The following is a 15,759-nucleotide window of genomic DNA, read 5'->3' as shown; positions in this document are numbered from 1 at the left end:
AGCAATAGACTTGTTAATTTGCTTGCCGTAAAAATAGCAGGGCTAACATTGTTCAGGGACGGGCTTCTAAAAGCCTAGCATTTAAATTGGAGTAAAAGATGTCAGTCAGTAACCATGTTTTTAAAAACGCCTTTAAGCTCACACCGACGCCCGCTTTTGTTCTCGACAAAATAAGCGGGGAGATTCTAGAGCATAACCAAAACTTTGCTGACATCTTTACTAAACAAGATAGTATTCAACCAACTAACTGGCTAGAACTCAGCCTTAGCACGCAAAATATTAACCAGTGGCAAGCATTTAGTGATGCGATGCAAAAACAGCAAAGCTCACCCTGTCACGAAGTATTACGTTTGGGTGATAAGCAAATTAAGGTAGAACTGCATTTTAAAAACCTTGATGAAGAGCACTTCCTTGTCAGCCTTTATAGCGGTGAACATTTAGACATCGCAAGCAATGAAAACTCCCTTTTAAAACTCGCTTTATCTGAGTCATCTTCTGGCATTTGGGTCTGGGATATTGCAAGTGATGCGGTTGAGTGCTCTCAGTCACTGTGTGACCTTATTGGCTGCTCAATGCAATCTAGCCCAAAATCAACAGCCACTTGGCACTGCCTGGTTCACCCAGAAGATCTTGCAAACCTAAAGCAGATTGTTGAGTCTCATATCGCTCAAGCAACTAAAAGCTATGAAGCCAGCTATAGAATCCTACAAGGTAATGGTAACTACCTCTGGGTAAAAGAAAGAGGCCTAACCTATGCCGTCAATAGTGATCACACTATCGCTAAAACCGTAGGATTTATTGAAGACATCAGTTCACAAAAAAAACTTGAACAACACCTTCGCCGCCAAGCTACTTTTGATGACTTAACCGGATTGCTAACACATAGCGCTGCAACCACACACTTCAATAAACAATTAGGGTTAGCTAAGCGCCAATACACGCCACTGACTATGGTGAAGATCAACCTAAATGCGGATGGTGTCTTGAGCCAGATGATTTATGAAGAAAAAAACCAAATCATCAAACTGGCAGCAAAAGACTTACATGGCAATATTCGAGAAGGGGATATTTTAGCCAGGGTAGCCTCTGATAAATTATTACTTTTACTACCTAATACCAATGTGCGTGATGCAAAACACCTGCTCGATGATGTCATTAATTCGATTCATAATCTTAACTTTATTAAAAAAGATGGGCAGCAACATTCTTTAGCCATTTGTGCTGGAATCGCAACCTTTCCTGAAGATGGCGAAAGTGTCGAAGAGCTTGAAGAAAGTGCCAACAATGCTGTTGAAGCTTATGATAACAATGACACCATCATTGAATTAAAGTAGCCATAATGACACTTCATCTGACATAAAAAAATGCACTTAAACGTGCATTTTTTTTATTCTTACAAGCAAACAGTATTGAACGTTATTCCTTCACTTGATAGATACTAAAACGATAATCATAAGGGTTGTGACCTGATGCAGCGAACGCCTCATGACCAACCTCTTCATACAAAGTCCAGTCCACTTGAGGAAAATAAGCATCACCCTCAACGTCTGCCAAAACATGGGTAATATATAATCGGTCTGCCTTTAGGAGAGCCTGCTTGTAAATTTCAGCACCACCTATCACCATCACCTCCTCATGACCTTCTACTAGGGCAATACTTTCACCCAGATCAATCGCCTGATCTAATGAAGACACCACATCAATAGCATCATTTTCTCCCACGCCTGTGTAAGCGTCTTGTCTAGTAATAACAATATTTCGTCTTCCAGGTAAAGGCTTACCAATTGATTCATAGGTTTTACGTCCCATGATGATCGGCTTACCCATAGTGACTTTCTTAAAATATTTCAAATCATTAGGCAAATGCCAGGGCAAACTATTATTAATACCAATTACATGATTTTGCGCCATAGCAACAATTAACGATAACATCTTTCTACCTTATTTATTAAAGTCGCGACTAGATCGCAATGGGTGCAGAGATATGTGGTTCTGGATCGTAATCAAGAATCTCAAAATCTTCAAACTTATAATCAAAAATAGACTCTGGTTTTCTGTGTATTTTTAGCTTCGGCAATTTTTTAGGTGTTCGTTGAACCTGAATTTTCGCCTGTTCGATATGGTTAGAATACAAATGACAATCACCAATGGATATAACAATTTCTCCCACATCAAGATCACATTGTTGCGCCAACATATGGGTTAAAAAAGCTAAAGACGCGGTGTTATAAGGGTTACCTAAAAACAGATCGTTACTACGAATATAGAGCGACGCGCTTAACTTATTGTCACACACGTAAAATTGATACAGAACATGGCAAGGAGGTAACGCCATACGACCTTCTGCCGCATTTACATCAGGTGCTTTAGATTCATCTGGCAAACAGGCCACATTCCAACCATTAATAATATGACGACGGCTATTTGGATTATTTTTCAAGCTGTTAATAAGCGCGGTCACTTGATCGTATTCTTTTCCGTCTTCACCTTTCCAAGAACGCCATTGGGCACCATATACAGGTCCAAGTTCACCTTCTTTCGTTGCCCACTCATCCCAAATAGTCACGCCATTATCGGATAAGTACTGAATATTTGTTTCGCCTTTTAGAAACCACAAAAGCTCATGCAAGATACTGCGTATATGCAATTTTTTAGTCGTCAACAAAGGAAAACCTTCAGCTAGGTCATATCGCACTTGACGGCCAAATACACTATAAGTACCTGTGCCTGTGCGGTCCCCCTTAAATTGTCCATTTTCGAGGACGTCATTAAGAAGCTGAATATAAGGAAGCATATTTATTACCTATTTGTGATCATGATGCAGAAGATAGAATAGTGATTGAGTTTCAAACTCACTTCTATTTTTTAGTCGCCAGGGGCTTACTAATTTGCTGCTTATTTAAACTGTAAAAAATGAGAGCTGCGCCAATTAACAACATGGGTATAGACAAAAGTTGACCCTTGGTTAACCAACCAAAAGCAATATAACCAATATGGGCATCCGGCTCACGGAAAAATTCAACAAAAATTCTAAATAAACCATAGCAGGCTAAGAAACTTGCTGAGACAAAATAACGTGGTTTAGGTGTTCGTGAAATTAACCAAAGTATTGAAAAGAGTAAGACACCTTCTAAAGCAAACTGGTATAACTGAGAAGGATGCCTAGCAAGCTGAAGAGGGTCTGTTGGAAAGATCATCGCCCAAGAAACATCAGTTTGACGTCCCCATAACTCACCACCAATAAAGTTACCTAATCGACCCGTTCCTAAGCCGATAGGGACTAATGGCGCTAAAAAATCCATCACATCAATAAAGTGTTTTTTGTATTTTCGAGCAAAAAGCAACATGGCGAGTATCACACCAATGAGGCCGCCATGGAATGACATGCCGCCTTCCCATACTCGTAAAATACTTAAAGGATCAGCTAAAAGGTGATCGAACTGATAGAAAAAAGCATAGCCAATACGACCACCAAGAATCACGCCCATTGCGCCATAAAAAATCATGTCGCTGACTTGCTCTTGATTCCACACGCCATCTGATTTTTTAGCACGATAGTTACCAAGTAAATACGCACCAGCAAAACCAATAAGGTACATAATGCCATACCAATGTACAGCAATTGGGCCCAGCTCAATGGCGACAGGATCAATATTTGGGTAGTCGATCATAGTTTTTTATCTACTTCATGAAAGGCGTGTTAGGTTAAATAATCATTCTTTGATTAAGAGCATTAATAAGGACTTAGGTTCAATTATCAATTCAGTGTTTTGGTTATTTACTCGATTTACTCTTACTCGGCCTAACTAAACGCTCGATATTGGCTTCACGCATAAGACGATTCATAGTTTGTACCACAGCATCAGCATGAGCTAAGCCTATCACTTGCTCCAACATAAGTTGTGCTTGTTCTTCGGTTATATTGCGAATGACAGCTTTCACTTTAGGTAAGCTGGTAGCACTCATAGAAAGAATGTCATAGCCCATCGCCATTAATAAAATGGCTCCCATAGGATCACCAGCCATTTCACCACAAACACTCAAACTAATCGCTTCATGCTGAGCTTCAATAACAATATTAAGTAAGGCTCTTAGTACTGCAGGATGGAAGCAGTTATATAAATCTGCCACCCTAGGATTATTTCTGTCTACCGCGAGTAAATACTGAGTTAAATCATTACTACCCACAGACATAAAGTCGACCAGAGATGCCAGTTGCTTCACCTGATAAACCGCAGCAGGAACTTCAATCATGACGCCAACTTCGGGCATCCTAACGTCATAACCTTCTTCTTTAATTTCCGCATAGGCTCTGCGCACCAGGGCCAATGCATCTTCGACTTCTGCCACATTGGAAATCATTGGCAATAAGATTTTCAGATTATGTAAACCATCGCTGGCTTTGATCATGGCCCTAATTTGCGCCATGAAAATTTCTAAATGATCTAAGGTAACGCGAATACCACGCCAACCTAAGAAGGGGTTTTCCTCTACAATCGGGAAATAAGGCAATGCCTTATCACCACCCACATCTAGAGTACGAACTGTCACTGGGGCAGGTGCAAAACCTTCAAGCTGCTGACGATAGATAGCCACTTGTTCCGCTTCGGTTGGGAAGCGCTCTCGCACCATAAACGGCACTTCAGTACGATAAAGACCAATGCCTTCTGCTCCTCTATCAAGAGAACGCCAGATATCCGCCGAAAGGCCTGTGTTCACAAACAAAGACAGCCTATGCCCATCACAGGTTTCACATGGCAAATCTTTAAGGGTGAGGTATTCTTCTTCAAGGGCTTTTTCTTCATCAACAATTTGTTGAAAGCTTTCAATCAATGTCTCTGAAGGATAGGTAAAAACCTGTCCCTGATAACCGTCAATAATCATATCAACGTTTTCAAGCTGATTATAAGGCAGATCAAGTGCCCCCATAACCGTTGGTATTCCCATAGCACGGGCTAAAATAGCCACGTGGGAGTTACCAGAACCCATTACAGAAACTAAGCCTTTGATCTTATCCAGTGGGATTTCTCCCAACATAGATGCCGTCAACTCTTCACCAACAATAATGGCCGGCTCACTAAACCGCTGAGCTAAATTTGGCGCATTTTCTTGCAGGTGAGATAAGATTCGTCGCCCAAGATCTCGCAGATCAGACGCTCTTTCCCTGATATAAGGGTCATCCATACGGTCAAAATGCGATACATGGAATTGCACAACTTCTCTTAACGCACCCTGCGCCCAGTTTCCGCCACGTATTTTTTGTTCAATCTCATACGCTAGTGCGTTGTCATCTAGCATCTTAAGATAGACATCAAACAAGGCTTTTTCATCACTAGAAAGGTGCTTAGAAAGGCGGTTACCTGCTTTCTTTATATCTTTACGTACCGCCAAAAGAGCTGCGTTAAAAGCGCTTAATTCCGCCTCCACATCAGTCACTTTACGATCAGGGATAACATTTAGATCAGCGGGAGGGTAAATGACAATGGCTTTGGCGATACCAACACCAGAACTGCCTGCAATCCCTTTATAGCGTAAATCACCTTCAGGCTTAGCGTTCGAGTTTAAACTCGTCATCGCACCTGTCGCTTCAGCATGGGCAATAACCCCAGCTAGCTGAGCAGAAAGTGTGATTAGAAAAGCTTCCTCACCTTCATCAAAGCGTCTTTTTTCTTCATGCTGAACAACCAAGACACCCAGTACTTGTCGGTGGTGAATAATCGGCACACCTAGGAAGGATTGATATCTCTCCTCGCCCGTGCCTTTTAAATAATGAAATGAAGGGTGGGAATGAGCGTCTTCAAGGTTAACTGGTTCTGCACGACGACCAACCAAGCTCACCAAGCCCTCATCCGGCTTTAAACTTGCTTGACCTGCCACTTCGGAGTTAAGACCCCGAGTTGCCATGAGAATATAATCTTGTGAGTTAGGGTCAACCAGATAGATAGAACATACTTCAGCACGCATCGCGCGCCTAACACGGCGAACAATGATATCCAATGCAGCTGGCAATGATTGCGCTGCTGTCACTTCTTGGGTAATACGTCTGAGTAAACCTAGCATAGCTTTCCTTACAAGCAAAAAGTCCGTTAAGCCACGGACTTATCGAGTTTCTTTAGCCTTTTATGGGCATTGGGAATCAGTTCTTTTAAAGCGCGTCGGTAAACATCTTTTTTAAATGCGACAACTTGCCCTAAAGGATACCAATAACTAACCCATCGCCAGCCATCGAATTCTGGACAATCCGCAGAATCAACACATACACAAGCATCTGCACAGCGTATGGATAACAGGTACCACTTTTGTTTCTGTCCGATACAAAGCGGCTTACTATTGTGCCTCAACATACGTTTTGGCAAACGGTAACGTAACCAACCTCGGGTTTTCCCGATGATTTCAACTTGGTGAGGCTCTAGCCCCACCTCTTCTTTTAGTTCACGAAAGAGAGCCTCTTCCGGCGTTTCATCATGCTTAATTCCGCCTTGTGGAAACTGCCAAGCATTTTGCCCAATTCGTCGAGCCCAAAGAAGTTGGCCACGCTCGTTCATCAGTATGATGCCCACATTCGGTCTATATCCGTCCGCATCAATCACGAGCTATTACCTTTTAAAATCGTTCTTTCGAAAGTTAAAATAAATTACGCCATTGTTCCATATTTCCCACTTCTTCACAAATCGAACCTCTGTTAATTATTCTCACGAAAGGTATACTTTTGGTTAAAATCATATATTGAGGAAGACCTGTGACACTGGCTATTTTTGATCTGGACGGCACCCTACTTTCGGGTGATAGTGACTACAACTGGGGGCAGTTTCTAGTAGAAGAAGGAATCGTCGACGCCAGCACATACAAGGCAGCAAACGATAAGTTTTATCAAGACTATCTCTCTGGCAAGCTAGATATTTATGAGTACCTTGCCTTTAGTTTAGCGCCATTAACTGAGTTTAATCAGACTCAACTTAGTGATTTACATGCGCAATTTATGACAAAGAAAATCATGCCTATGATGCAAGAGAAAGCGATTGATTTGATCAAAAAACACAGGGATCAAGGCCATTTCTTGATGATAATCACTGCCACCAATGAATTTGTAACTGGCCCAATCAGTCAATACCTTGGCATGGATCATCTGATTGCGCCTATGCCAGAAATTAAAGACGGAAAATACACTGGCGGCATTACTGGCATTCCAAGCTTTCAAGATGGCAAGGTAACTCGACTAAAGGCTTGGCTAGAAGAAACAGGCAACTCGCTTGAAGATAGCTATTTTTATAGTGATTCCCATAATGATTTACCTTTATTAGAGCTTGTTAGTCACCCAATCATTGTTGATGCCGATGAAAAACTGACTCAGGTTGCAACACAAAAAGGCTGGCTCAACATTTCGTTACGAGATTCATAGCTAAAATACAAAAAGGCAGCCTAAGCTGCCTTTTTAAACACGCAATCTATCTTAACTAAGCCATTACAGGCCCATATTATTATGGATGCGATAGAAAAGCGCCTTCAAATATTCGGTTTCTTCAATCGATGCATGTACTGGATGATCTGGCGCTTGCGTACCACGATAAATCAGCTGAGAGAATCGCTCTAAAGAACGCGAATTACTACGAACAATTTCATGCAACTTCTCTTCTTTTAAATGCATAGAACATGAGGCCGTTACTAAGGTACCGCCTTTAGCAACAAGACGCATTGCTAACTGGTTAGCTCGATAATAGGCACTTTCACCTGCCTTAGTATCTTTACGACGCGTAATAAACGCAGGTGGATCAATCACAACCACATCAAAACGTTGCTTATCATCAATCAAAGATTGCATAGATTCAAACGCATCGCCTTGCATCAAATTAGCATTGCCTTCGTACTGGTTCATGGTCAAGTTACTTTCCACATGGCCCAATGCTTTTTCAGAAGCATCAATAAAGGTCACATCACTTGCGCCAGCAGAAGCGGCTTGTACGCCCCAGCCACCCACATAAGAGAAAACATCCAACACACGTTTACCTGGGCTAAAAGTTTGTAAGGTTTTGCGGTTCTCTCTGTGGTCATAGAACCAACCCGTTTTTTGGCCATCCCAAACAGGCGCTTCAAACAAGACCTCATTTTCTTGCAAATAAACAACCTCAGGCACAGTGCCGAATGCTTCTTCCACATAGGAAGCAAGCCCTTCAACATCACGCATTTTACCGTCGTTTTTCATTAAGATAGCGGAAGGTTTTACCACCTCTTGCAAGGCGGTAATAATTTCTTCTTTAATACGCTCCATGCCGGCTGTCGAAATTTGCACAACCAAGATATCAGCAAACCGATCAACAACAAGACCAGAAAGCCCATCCGAATCACCAAAGACAAGGCGATAATAAGGTGCAGCATAAACAGAGTCACGCAGAGATAGAGCAATCTTCAGCCTGTGCACAACCAAAGACTTATCCATGGGAGATTTAAGGTCACGACTAATTAAACGACCGCATATTAGGGTGTTAGGATTAATCATTGCAATGCCCAGCGGCTTCCCATTAGCAGCTTCAACTACTACTTGGTCACCGGCAGAAAACTGCTTTAAAGGGGTAGCATCTGTATTTACTTCATTACTGTAAATCCATTGATGGCCCGCTCTTAAGCGACGATCCGCTTGGCCTTTTAGTCGTATTACACTCAAAATAGTCATCCACGAAAGAGAAAAAAGTATTATAATTATTAAGTCAAATTTTGCTATGATTTTGCAGCAAACCAGTCACTTTTTATAAAATAAATATTTCCGTTTTTCATCTAGCATAAAAATTTAGTTTTCACCGACCATATTTATCAAGTTTGTATATCGAGTAATTATGTCTTCCGATCTAAACACTGAACAATTAAAGCGCGTCCTTCAAGGTATCACCATTCCTCCTCAACCTCAGGTAATGGTTGACCTTCACATGGAACAAGCTATGCCAGATCCTGATATGGACAGGATTGCTCAAATTATTTCTCAAGATGTCGGCCTTTCTGCTGCCACGCTAAAGTTTGTTAATTCCGCCTTTTATGGCTTGCAACGTAAGATCACGTCAATCAAGCAAGCAGTGATGATGTTGGGTATTAATAGTGTCGCTAATATCATCAATGCACTCGCAGTAAAAAGCGAGTTATCTGATGATTCTATTGCGTCACTACACAGCTTTTGGGATAACGCCATGGATGTAGCAGCAGTATGCTCGAGTGTTGCTAAACAAATTGGCTTTAAATACCAAGACGAGTGTTACGCATTAGGCCTTTTTCATAACGCTGGCATTCCTTTAATGATGCAGCGCTTTAAAAACTATGTACCGATTTTAGAAGAAGGTTATAACGACCCTAACTTTCTACTGACTAATATTGAGAATGATCATTTTAAAACCAACCATTCAGTCATAGGTTACTACCTTGCTAAGTCTTGGGGGCTGCCTAAAACTTGCTCCCATGTCATCGCTCATCAGCACAGACTAGACCGGCTTTTTAGTGAACGCATTGCAGGCGACACAAAAACACTGACCTTCGCTTCCATTTTAAAAATGGCGGAGCACATTTGTGAGACCTATAAAATTGTTGGCAATGCAAAAGTAGATTATGAATGGGAAAAGGTGGGCCACTATTGCCTAGAGCACCTTGAGCTTACCCAGTACGATTTTGAAGGCATTATTGAAGCATGCCATGAACAAGGGATTGGGGCCGCGTGATCCTTCAATACCTGCCTTAATATAAAAAAGGAAGCTGAGCTTCCTTTTTTTATATTAAGGCCGAATTATGCATCTCTTGGGAAAAGCACTAAATGATCTAAGTTTACCGATAAACCAATAGATTGACCTATCGAATGATCATGATGTGATGATGCAAAGCAATAAACCACCTTGCCAGAGGCTAGACGTACTCGGTATAAAAAATGCGACCCTCGAAACCACTTACTGACAATTTCTCCCGTAAACTCACTATCATCGTCATGCAAAATATCATCAGGTCGAATTAAAAGGTCAATTTCCTGATCTGCACTAAAACCATGATCAGTTTGTCCAGTAATTTCACCTAGATCAGATACAACACAGTTTGGCCCACAGACTTTTGAAGGCAACAGATCTCCATGACCAATAAAACTCGCCACAAATCTAGTCGCTGGCTTATGATAAATTTGATATGCTGAAGCCAATTGATGGATTTGCCCTTCACTCATTACAGCAATTTGATCTGCCATGGCAAAGGCTTCCATCTGGTCATGAGAAACCAGAATAGCACTCATTTTTTCAGCTAATAAAATGGCCCTAACATCCGGTACAAGCTCCTCTCTTAACTTGGCATCTAAACCAGAGAAAGGCTCATCCATTAAAAGTAACTTAGGTTTAGGCGCTATAGCTCTCGCTAACGCTATACGCTGCTGCTGTCCACCAGACAAAGAATCTGGATACCTCTGCTCATAGCCACTTAATCCTACCAATGACAAGAGGTGTCGCGTTCTTTCTTGCCTATCCGATTTATTCCAGCTTTGAATACCAAACTCAATATTTTGACTTATGGTTAAATGAGGAAAAAGAGCAACATCTTGAAACACCATACCAATATTTCGGTTTTCAGGGTTCACCACAAACCCAGGCTCAGATAAGGTTTGAGCATCAAGCGCAATAGAGCCAGTTGCAATTTGTTCAAAGCCTGCGATTGCTCGCAACAAAGTTGATTTACCACAGCCACTTGGCCCGAGTAAACATCCGATTTGACCAGCACTTAATTGAAAATCAATGCCTTCAATAATCGATTTATCATCATAAACAACAGCCACATTCTCAATGCTTAAATCGGTTAACATTTGGCTGGGCGGTAAAGAGGTCATATCACTCACTTAAGCTAACTCAAGAATTAATGTGTTTTAACAGAGCCAATAGAGCGACTCAAAAGTATTACGGGGGCTAACCCCACGAGAACAATCATCAAAGAAGCAGGGGCAGCGTCAGCTAACCTTTCATCAGACGCTAATTCAAATGCCCTTACAGCTAAGGTATTAAAGTTAAAAGGCCTCAGTATCAAGGTGGCCGGCAACTCTTTTAACACATCGACAAAAACGATTAACAAGGCTGTTAGCACTGAACTCTTGAGCAAGGGGACATGTATCTTACGTAATACATCCAATGGTTTATAACCTAGTGAACGCCCTGCTGCATCAAGGCTAGGTGTAATTTTACCCAATCCACTTTGCACCGCACCTAAAGATACCGCCATAAAGCGAACTGTATAGGCAAATAAAAGCGCAAATAAGGTACCAGATAGAATCAACCCCAAACGCACTTCAAAGGCTTGCTTAACCCAAGCAATGATTTGATGATCTAACCAAGCAAAGGGAATAATAATGCCTATCGCTATAATCGTACCTGGTAAGGCATAACCAAGCCCCGCCACTGTAACCGATGCTTGAACGGTTGGACGCTTATTAAGCCGACTTGCATAAGCTAAAACTAAAGCCAGCAACACGGCAATCAAGGCAGCGAGTGCCGCCAAATAAAGAGAGTTCCAAGCAAGCTTAAAAAAAGCAGCATCTATGCTTTGAGCACTAAAAATGGCCCAGTATAACAATTGCAAAGCAGGCACAATAAAACCAAATAGTACGGGCAAAAAACACACACAGGCAGCAAGTATTCCCTGCTGTCTTGTTAGTTCTATTTTTCGATTTGAGGCTTTACGAATACCTGAAGAGTGGTAACTAATTCGGCGCCGAGAATAACGCTCCATTAGAATCAAAAAGGTAACAAATAAAAGCAGTACGGATGCTAATTGGGATGCGGCAGCCGCATCACCAAAACCATTAAACGTTCGCATTATGCCAGTGGTAAAACTGGTGACTCCAAAATATTTTACCGTGCCATAATCTGCCAAAGTTTCCATCAATGCCAAGGTAACCCCAGCCACAATAGCTGGCCTTGCTAGTGGCAAGGCTAATTTAAAAAATGAGCGTGTATGGCTATACCCTAATGAGCGACTCACTTCTAATGTATTAGCCGATTGTTCTAAGAAGGCAGCGCGAGCCATCAAGTAAACGTAGGGATACAGCACCAAGGAAAGCATGACGATAGCGCCAGCGAGAGAACGCACCTCAAAAAACCAATATTCCCCGTAGGAAAGCCCTGTTAGATCACGAATTAATGACTGCACAGGACCCGCAAAATCCAATAAACCAGTATAGGTATAAGCGATAATATAGGCAGGCACGGCCAAAGGTAATAATAGCGCCCAAGCTAACCATTTGTGTCCAGGAAAACGACAAACACTGGTCAACCAAGCCGTAGGCACTCCCAGCAACAAACTCCCTGCCCCCACTCCAAGCATTAAAATTAATGAGCTAGAGATGTAATCAGCTAATACGGTATCGATTAGATGTTGCCAAACATTTGCTTGACCTGTGAGTACATTGGTTAAAATAACCATCACAGGCAAAGCGAGTAGAAGAGCAACCAGAACAGAAATAAGCAACAACCAATTCGGTCGAAGAAAGGGCATACTTTTGGCTTTATTCACCATTATTCCTTTTGCTTAATCCACTTATTTAAATCGAGTGAAGCAGAGAGCGCCCTACTTCCAACCAGCCGCATCCATAATCTTAACGGCTTTTAGATTGTTGTCACCTAATTTAGTTAAGCTTATTTTATCAGTCCTAAAATCACCAAAACTTGCCAGATTAACTGGTGCTGCAATGCCATCCACAACAGGATACTCATTGTTTACATCGGCATACCAGGTTTGTGCTTCATTGGATAATAAAAACTCGATAAGTTTGATCGCACTGTCTTTATTAACTGATGCTGCAGTAATAGCAGCACCACTTACATTCATGTGTACACCACGATCAGACTCAGCTTGATTTGCCCAAAACACTCCCACTTTTTCAGCAACTAACTGATCCAGCGCATTATCACTTCTCATCATGCGACCAAAATAATAGGTGTTAGCAATCGTAATATCACATACGCCAGTCGCAACCGCTTTTAATAGGTCTGTATCACCACCAAAAGGAGGACGGGCTAGATTTGCCATCAAACCTTTCACCCAAGTTTGGGTTGCATCCTCGCCATTCACTTCGATCATAGAAGCAACTAAAGACTGATTATAAATATTGCCAGAAGACCTTACACAAATACGGCCTTTCCACTGACTATCTGCTAGCGCTTCATAACTGGATAATTCACTTTTATTGACTCTATCTTTAGCATAAAAAATAGTGCGCGAACGCTGTGACAAACTATACCAATAATCATCACTATCACGAAGATGCTCTGGCACCAGCTCATCTATCTTCGCCGTTTGAAAGGGTTGCAATACACCCGCTTGTTTTGCTCTATGTAAACGCCCAGCATCAACCGTAATAAAAATATCCGCAGGACTATACTCACCTTCGACCTGTAATCGTCTTAATAGTGCATCAGCAGATCCGGTAATTAAGTTTACAGCGACACCTGTTTCTTCTTCAAAACGATCTAGCATAGGCTTTATCAGTGCTTCTTTACGGGCGGAGTAAACGTTCACTTCCTCATCTGCCATGACAGGTAAAGAAACGCTAGAGGCTAGCAAGAAAGATAAAATTGATGCCATTTTAAAACGTGGACGAGTAATAGAATTTAATAGTTTTTCAGTGTTAATAGTAAGCATATAAAATGTCGCCGTATTTATCCGAATGAAAAAACGTGGAAATATTAAAGGGATTATAAATGAAATTAATTACCATTTATATTTAAACTCTCGGCTTTTCTGTACTCGCTTTCAGTTTTTTAACCACAAATTGACTAGGCACAAGAAGCAGCATCCGCAAAGATTGAAAACACGGCGAAAGATAAAGAGCATAAAGAGAATGTTGGTTTTCCTGAGTATTCAAACTCAACCCAAATTTAAGCACTTGCTTTGGGTCAGAGTGATGCAAACTCTTAAACCACCTATCCCAACAAGCTAATACCACGCCAAAATTTTTATCCCAATGCTCTCTCGCCACAGAGTGGTGAATTTGATGTTGTGCCGGAGAGATAAATAGCTTTTCTAGCCAATGAGGATAGCAAAGCATCACATTAGAGTGACGTAAGTTGGCACCCAAAAGGTTAAAGACAAAGGTGACAACATTCACCCCTAACACCATGTAGATATCTACCTGATTAGGAAACAGGTAAAAAAACAAGGCAATTGAAAAACCTTGGCTCAGGGTTGAACGTAAAGAAAACAACACGGATTCTACCGGATGCGTTCTAAACACAGTAAAGGGGTTTAATTCAGTTGCAGAATGATGAACCCGATGAAAAGCCCATAAAAATGGCCATCTATGCATCAGTCTATGCAGATAAAATCGACAGAAATCATCTAATACAAACTGAAAAACCGTAAAGCAGAGTACAACCAACCAGGTTGGCCAAATATTTGGCTCTGGTTTATCAGGTAATAGCCAATGCCATTGTTCAAACAGCCAAATTGCCACCAGCATCTTAGCCAATAAAAAGGGAGAAATCAGCTTAAGAATAAAAGCGTTAATGACAAGTGTTTTATAATCAGCAAATGCGGTCGCCGACCACCATACCTTGGCCTGAAAAACATGTCGCACAGCACGTTTTATAGGGAGTTTATGACCAAAGAAGGACAGGCTTAAAAGGGCAATAATGAAAGCACTTAATAAATAAGTCAGAGACACTCTCTTTTGTGGACTAATGAGGTCCCCAAAAAGCGCTTGCCAATACTCATTCCAAAATACTTCCATTACAGAGTAACCCCAAACATCTTAGTCAGCCTGAAATAGGCTAACTAAGATATACAACTAATAGGAATTAGTCGTTTTCGATAGACGTTGAAGAGCTTAGCTTAGCGGCTAAGTCATCCATGCCAGCTAGAACATCATTTGAACGAGCCTTAAGGTTAAAGCGCTCAGCCAATAGTAGCTGAACCTTCATCATGTGTAATTTGTACTCTTCCATTGAAATACTTGAAGACTGAACAAATTCGCCTTTAACGTTACGAGCAATCACTTGTGTATCGCCAAGTAAAACTGGGCTATAGCCTGTTAAACGATTTAATTTAACCGCTGCTTCACCTAAGTCTTCACCACCCACTTGCAGCGCCATTGCAAAACCTTTTAGCTCACCCCAATGTTTAGCATAAGCGCGGTAAGCTTTAGTCACATCACCATTTGCTTCTTGGATTACACTTAATTTATCAAGGTCTTTATAAACAGAACCTGCATATTTAAATGCCGCTTCAGCAATCACTTGTTGCCAGTTTATACGAATAGTATTCACATAATCATTCAGCTTAGCCATTTGTGCTTTATCTAGCTTACTGCCTTGAGCATCATGAATTAGCGCACGACCATCATAGAACGCACTAACGATATTATTAAGGTAAGTCGTTTTACCCGACTTATCAAAACCAGCGGCATAATAAGCATGGGCATAAACCATTTCGGTTTTAAGATCGACTACGCCATCTTTGTTATAATCAGCTGCTGCAAAGTATTTTGGATCTTTTTTAGCAATACCGTAAAGCGCCTTAGCATCAAGCGTTAAAGCATGGGCTGGCGCACCAAAATAGCCAAAAGCTTCATCCCAATAGTGCTCTTTAGCAGAATAAGCAGCACCCTCTTTATAGGCTTTATCGTTTGTTTTCTTAGTATCATTCAGCTTTTCGTCTAGATAACCATCAACGGCTTGGTTGTAGAACACAGCCCCCATGGTGAACTTAGAAATTAACTGAGTGTAGTCATAACCATTTACTGGATCGAAGCCGCCTTTTACTTTA

General features: G+C 41.4%; 14 protein-coding genes. 3 read left to right on the top strand and 11 right to left on the bottom strand.

Features of this window, described 5'->3' with window-relative positions; all coding sequences use genetic code 11:
• Positions 1–98 precede the first annotated feature (98 nt).
• A complete protein-coding gene (locus MED121_RS22910; protein ID WP_009836181.1) occupies positions 99–1,334 on the top strand; it encodes a PAS domain-containing protein in 1,236 nt (411 codons plus the stop codon).
• A gap of 82 nt (positions 1,335–1,416) precedes the next feature.
• Here MED121_RS22910 and MED121_RS22905 read toward each other — a convergent pair whose 3' ends face one another.
• The 5 genes from MED121_RS22905 to MED121_RS22885 all read right to left on the bottom strand — a co-directional run bounded on the left by MED121_RS22905 (position 1,417) and on the right by MED121_RS22885 (position 6,590).
• Entirely contained in the window at positions 1,417–1,932 is a 516-nt protein-coding gene (locus MED121_RS22905) for a dihydrofolate reductase (RefSeq protein WP_009836180.1), read from the bottom strand.
• A 28-nt stretch (positions 1,933–1,960) separates the two neighbouring features.
• Positions 1,961–2,794: a thymidylate synthase gene (locus tag MED121_RS22900; RefSeq protein ID WP_009836179.1), complete on the bottom strand. Its 834-nt coding sequence runs from the start codon at positions 2,792–2,794 to the stop codon at positions 1,961–1,963.
• A gap of 64 nt (positions 2,795–2,858) precedes the next feature.
• Entirely contained in the window at positions 2,859–3,671 is an 813-nt protein-coding gene (lgt, locus tag MED121_RS22895) for a prolipoprotein diacylglyceryl transferase (RefSeq protein ID WP_009836178.1), read from the bottom strand.
• Between the two features lie 103 nt (positions 3,672–3,774).
• Positions 3,775–6,060 (bottom strand): phosphoenolpyruvate--protein phosphotransferase, encoded by a 2,286-nt coding sequence (ptsP, locus tag MED121_RS22890; RefSeq protein WP_009836177.1) that lies wholly within the window; start codon positions 6,058–6,060, stop codon positions 3,775–3,777.
• Positions 6,061–6,086: 26 nt separating this feature from the next.
• Positions 6,087–6,590: an RNA pyrophosphohydrolase gene (locus tag MED121_RS22885; protein ID WP_036181759.1), complete on the bottom strand. Its 504-nt coding sequence runs from the start codon at positions 6,588–6,590 to the stop codon at positions 6,087–6,089.
• A 149-nt stretch (positions 6,591–6,739) separates the two neighbouring features.
• Between MED121_RS22885 and MED121_RS22880 the strand changes: the two genes are divergently transcribed.
• Entirely contained in the window at positions 6,740–7,399 is a 660-nt protein-coding gene (locus MED121_RS22880; protein ID WP_009836175.1) for an HAD family hydrolase, read from the top strand.
• 63 nt (positions 7,400–7,462) lie between these two features.
• On the opposite strand, the gene MED121_RS22875 is transcribed toward MED121_RS22880, so the two are convergent.
• Entirely contained in the window at positions 7,463–8,668 is a 1,206-nt protein-coding gene (locus MED121_RS22875; RefSeq protein WP_009836174.1) for a class I SAM-dependent rRNA methyltransferase, read from the bottom strand.
• Positions 8,669–8,828: 160 nt separating this feature from the next.
• Here MED121_RS22875 and MED121_RS22870 point away from each other — a divergent pair, with 160 nt between their 5' ends.
• A complete protein-coding gene (locus MED121_RS22870) occupies positions 8,829–9,695 on the top strand; it encodes an HDOD domain-containing protein (RefSeq protein ID WP_009836173.1) in 867 nt (288 codons plus the stop codon).
• A 65-nt stretch (positions 9,696–9,760) separates the two neighbouring features.
• On the opposite strand, the gene MED121_RS22865 is transcribed toward MED121_RS22870, so the two are convergent.
• From MED121_RS22865 to MED121_RS22845, 5 genes are all read right to left on the bottom strand, one after another.
• The gene (locus tag MED121_RS22865; protein ID WP_009836172.1) at positions 9,761–10,834 is read right to left on the bottom strand and encodes an ABC transporter ATP-binding protein; all 1,074 of its coding nucleotides are present in this window, start codon (positions 10,832–10,834) and stop codon (positions 9,761–9,763) included.
• Positions 10,835–10,860: 26 nt separating this feature from the next.
• Complete coding sequence (locus tag MED121_RS22860; protein WP_009836171.1) at positions 10,861–12,513, bottom strand: iron ABC transporter permease; 1,653 nt, start codon at positions 12,511–12,513, stop codon at positions 10,861–10,863.
• 51 nt (positions 12,514–12,564) lie between these two features.
• On the bottom strand, positions 12,565–13,638 hold the full coding sequence (locus MED121_RS22855; protein ID WP_009836170.1) for a Fe(3+) ABC transporter substrate-binding protein: 1,074 nt from the start codon (positions 13,636–13,638) through the stop codon (positions 12,565–12,567).
• Between the two features lie 82 nt (positions 13,639–13,720).
• Positions 13,721–14,725 carry a sterol desaturase family protein gene (locus tag MED121_RS22850; protein WP_009836169.1) on the bottom strand — a complete coding sequence of 335 codons (1,005 nt, stop codon included), beginning with the start codon at positions 14,723–14,725 and terminating at the stop codon, positions 13,721–13,723.
• A 67-nt stretch (positions 14,726–14,792) separates the two neighbouring features.
• The coding region (locus tag MED121_RS22845) for a DUF4856 domain-containing protein (protein ID WP_009836168.1) at positions 14,793–15,759 on the bottom strand (967 nt) is incomplete at its 5' end.

This window comes from Marinomonas sp. MED121 (genome assembly GCF_000153025.1).
In the GTDB taxonomy this organism is placed as follows: Bacteria; Pseudomonadota; Gammaproteobacteria; order Pseudomonadales; family Marinomonadaceae; genus Marinomonas.
The sequence above is the reverse complement of the archived record's forward strand: the minus strand, read 5'-3'. Positions and strand labels throughout refer to the sequence as shown.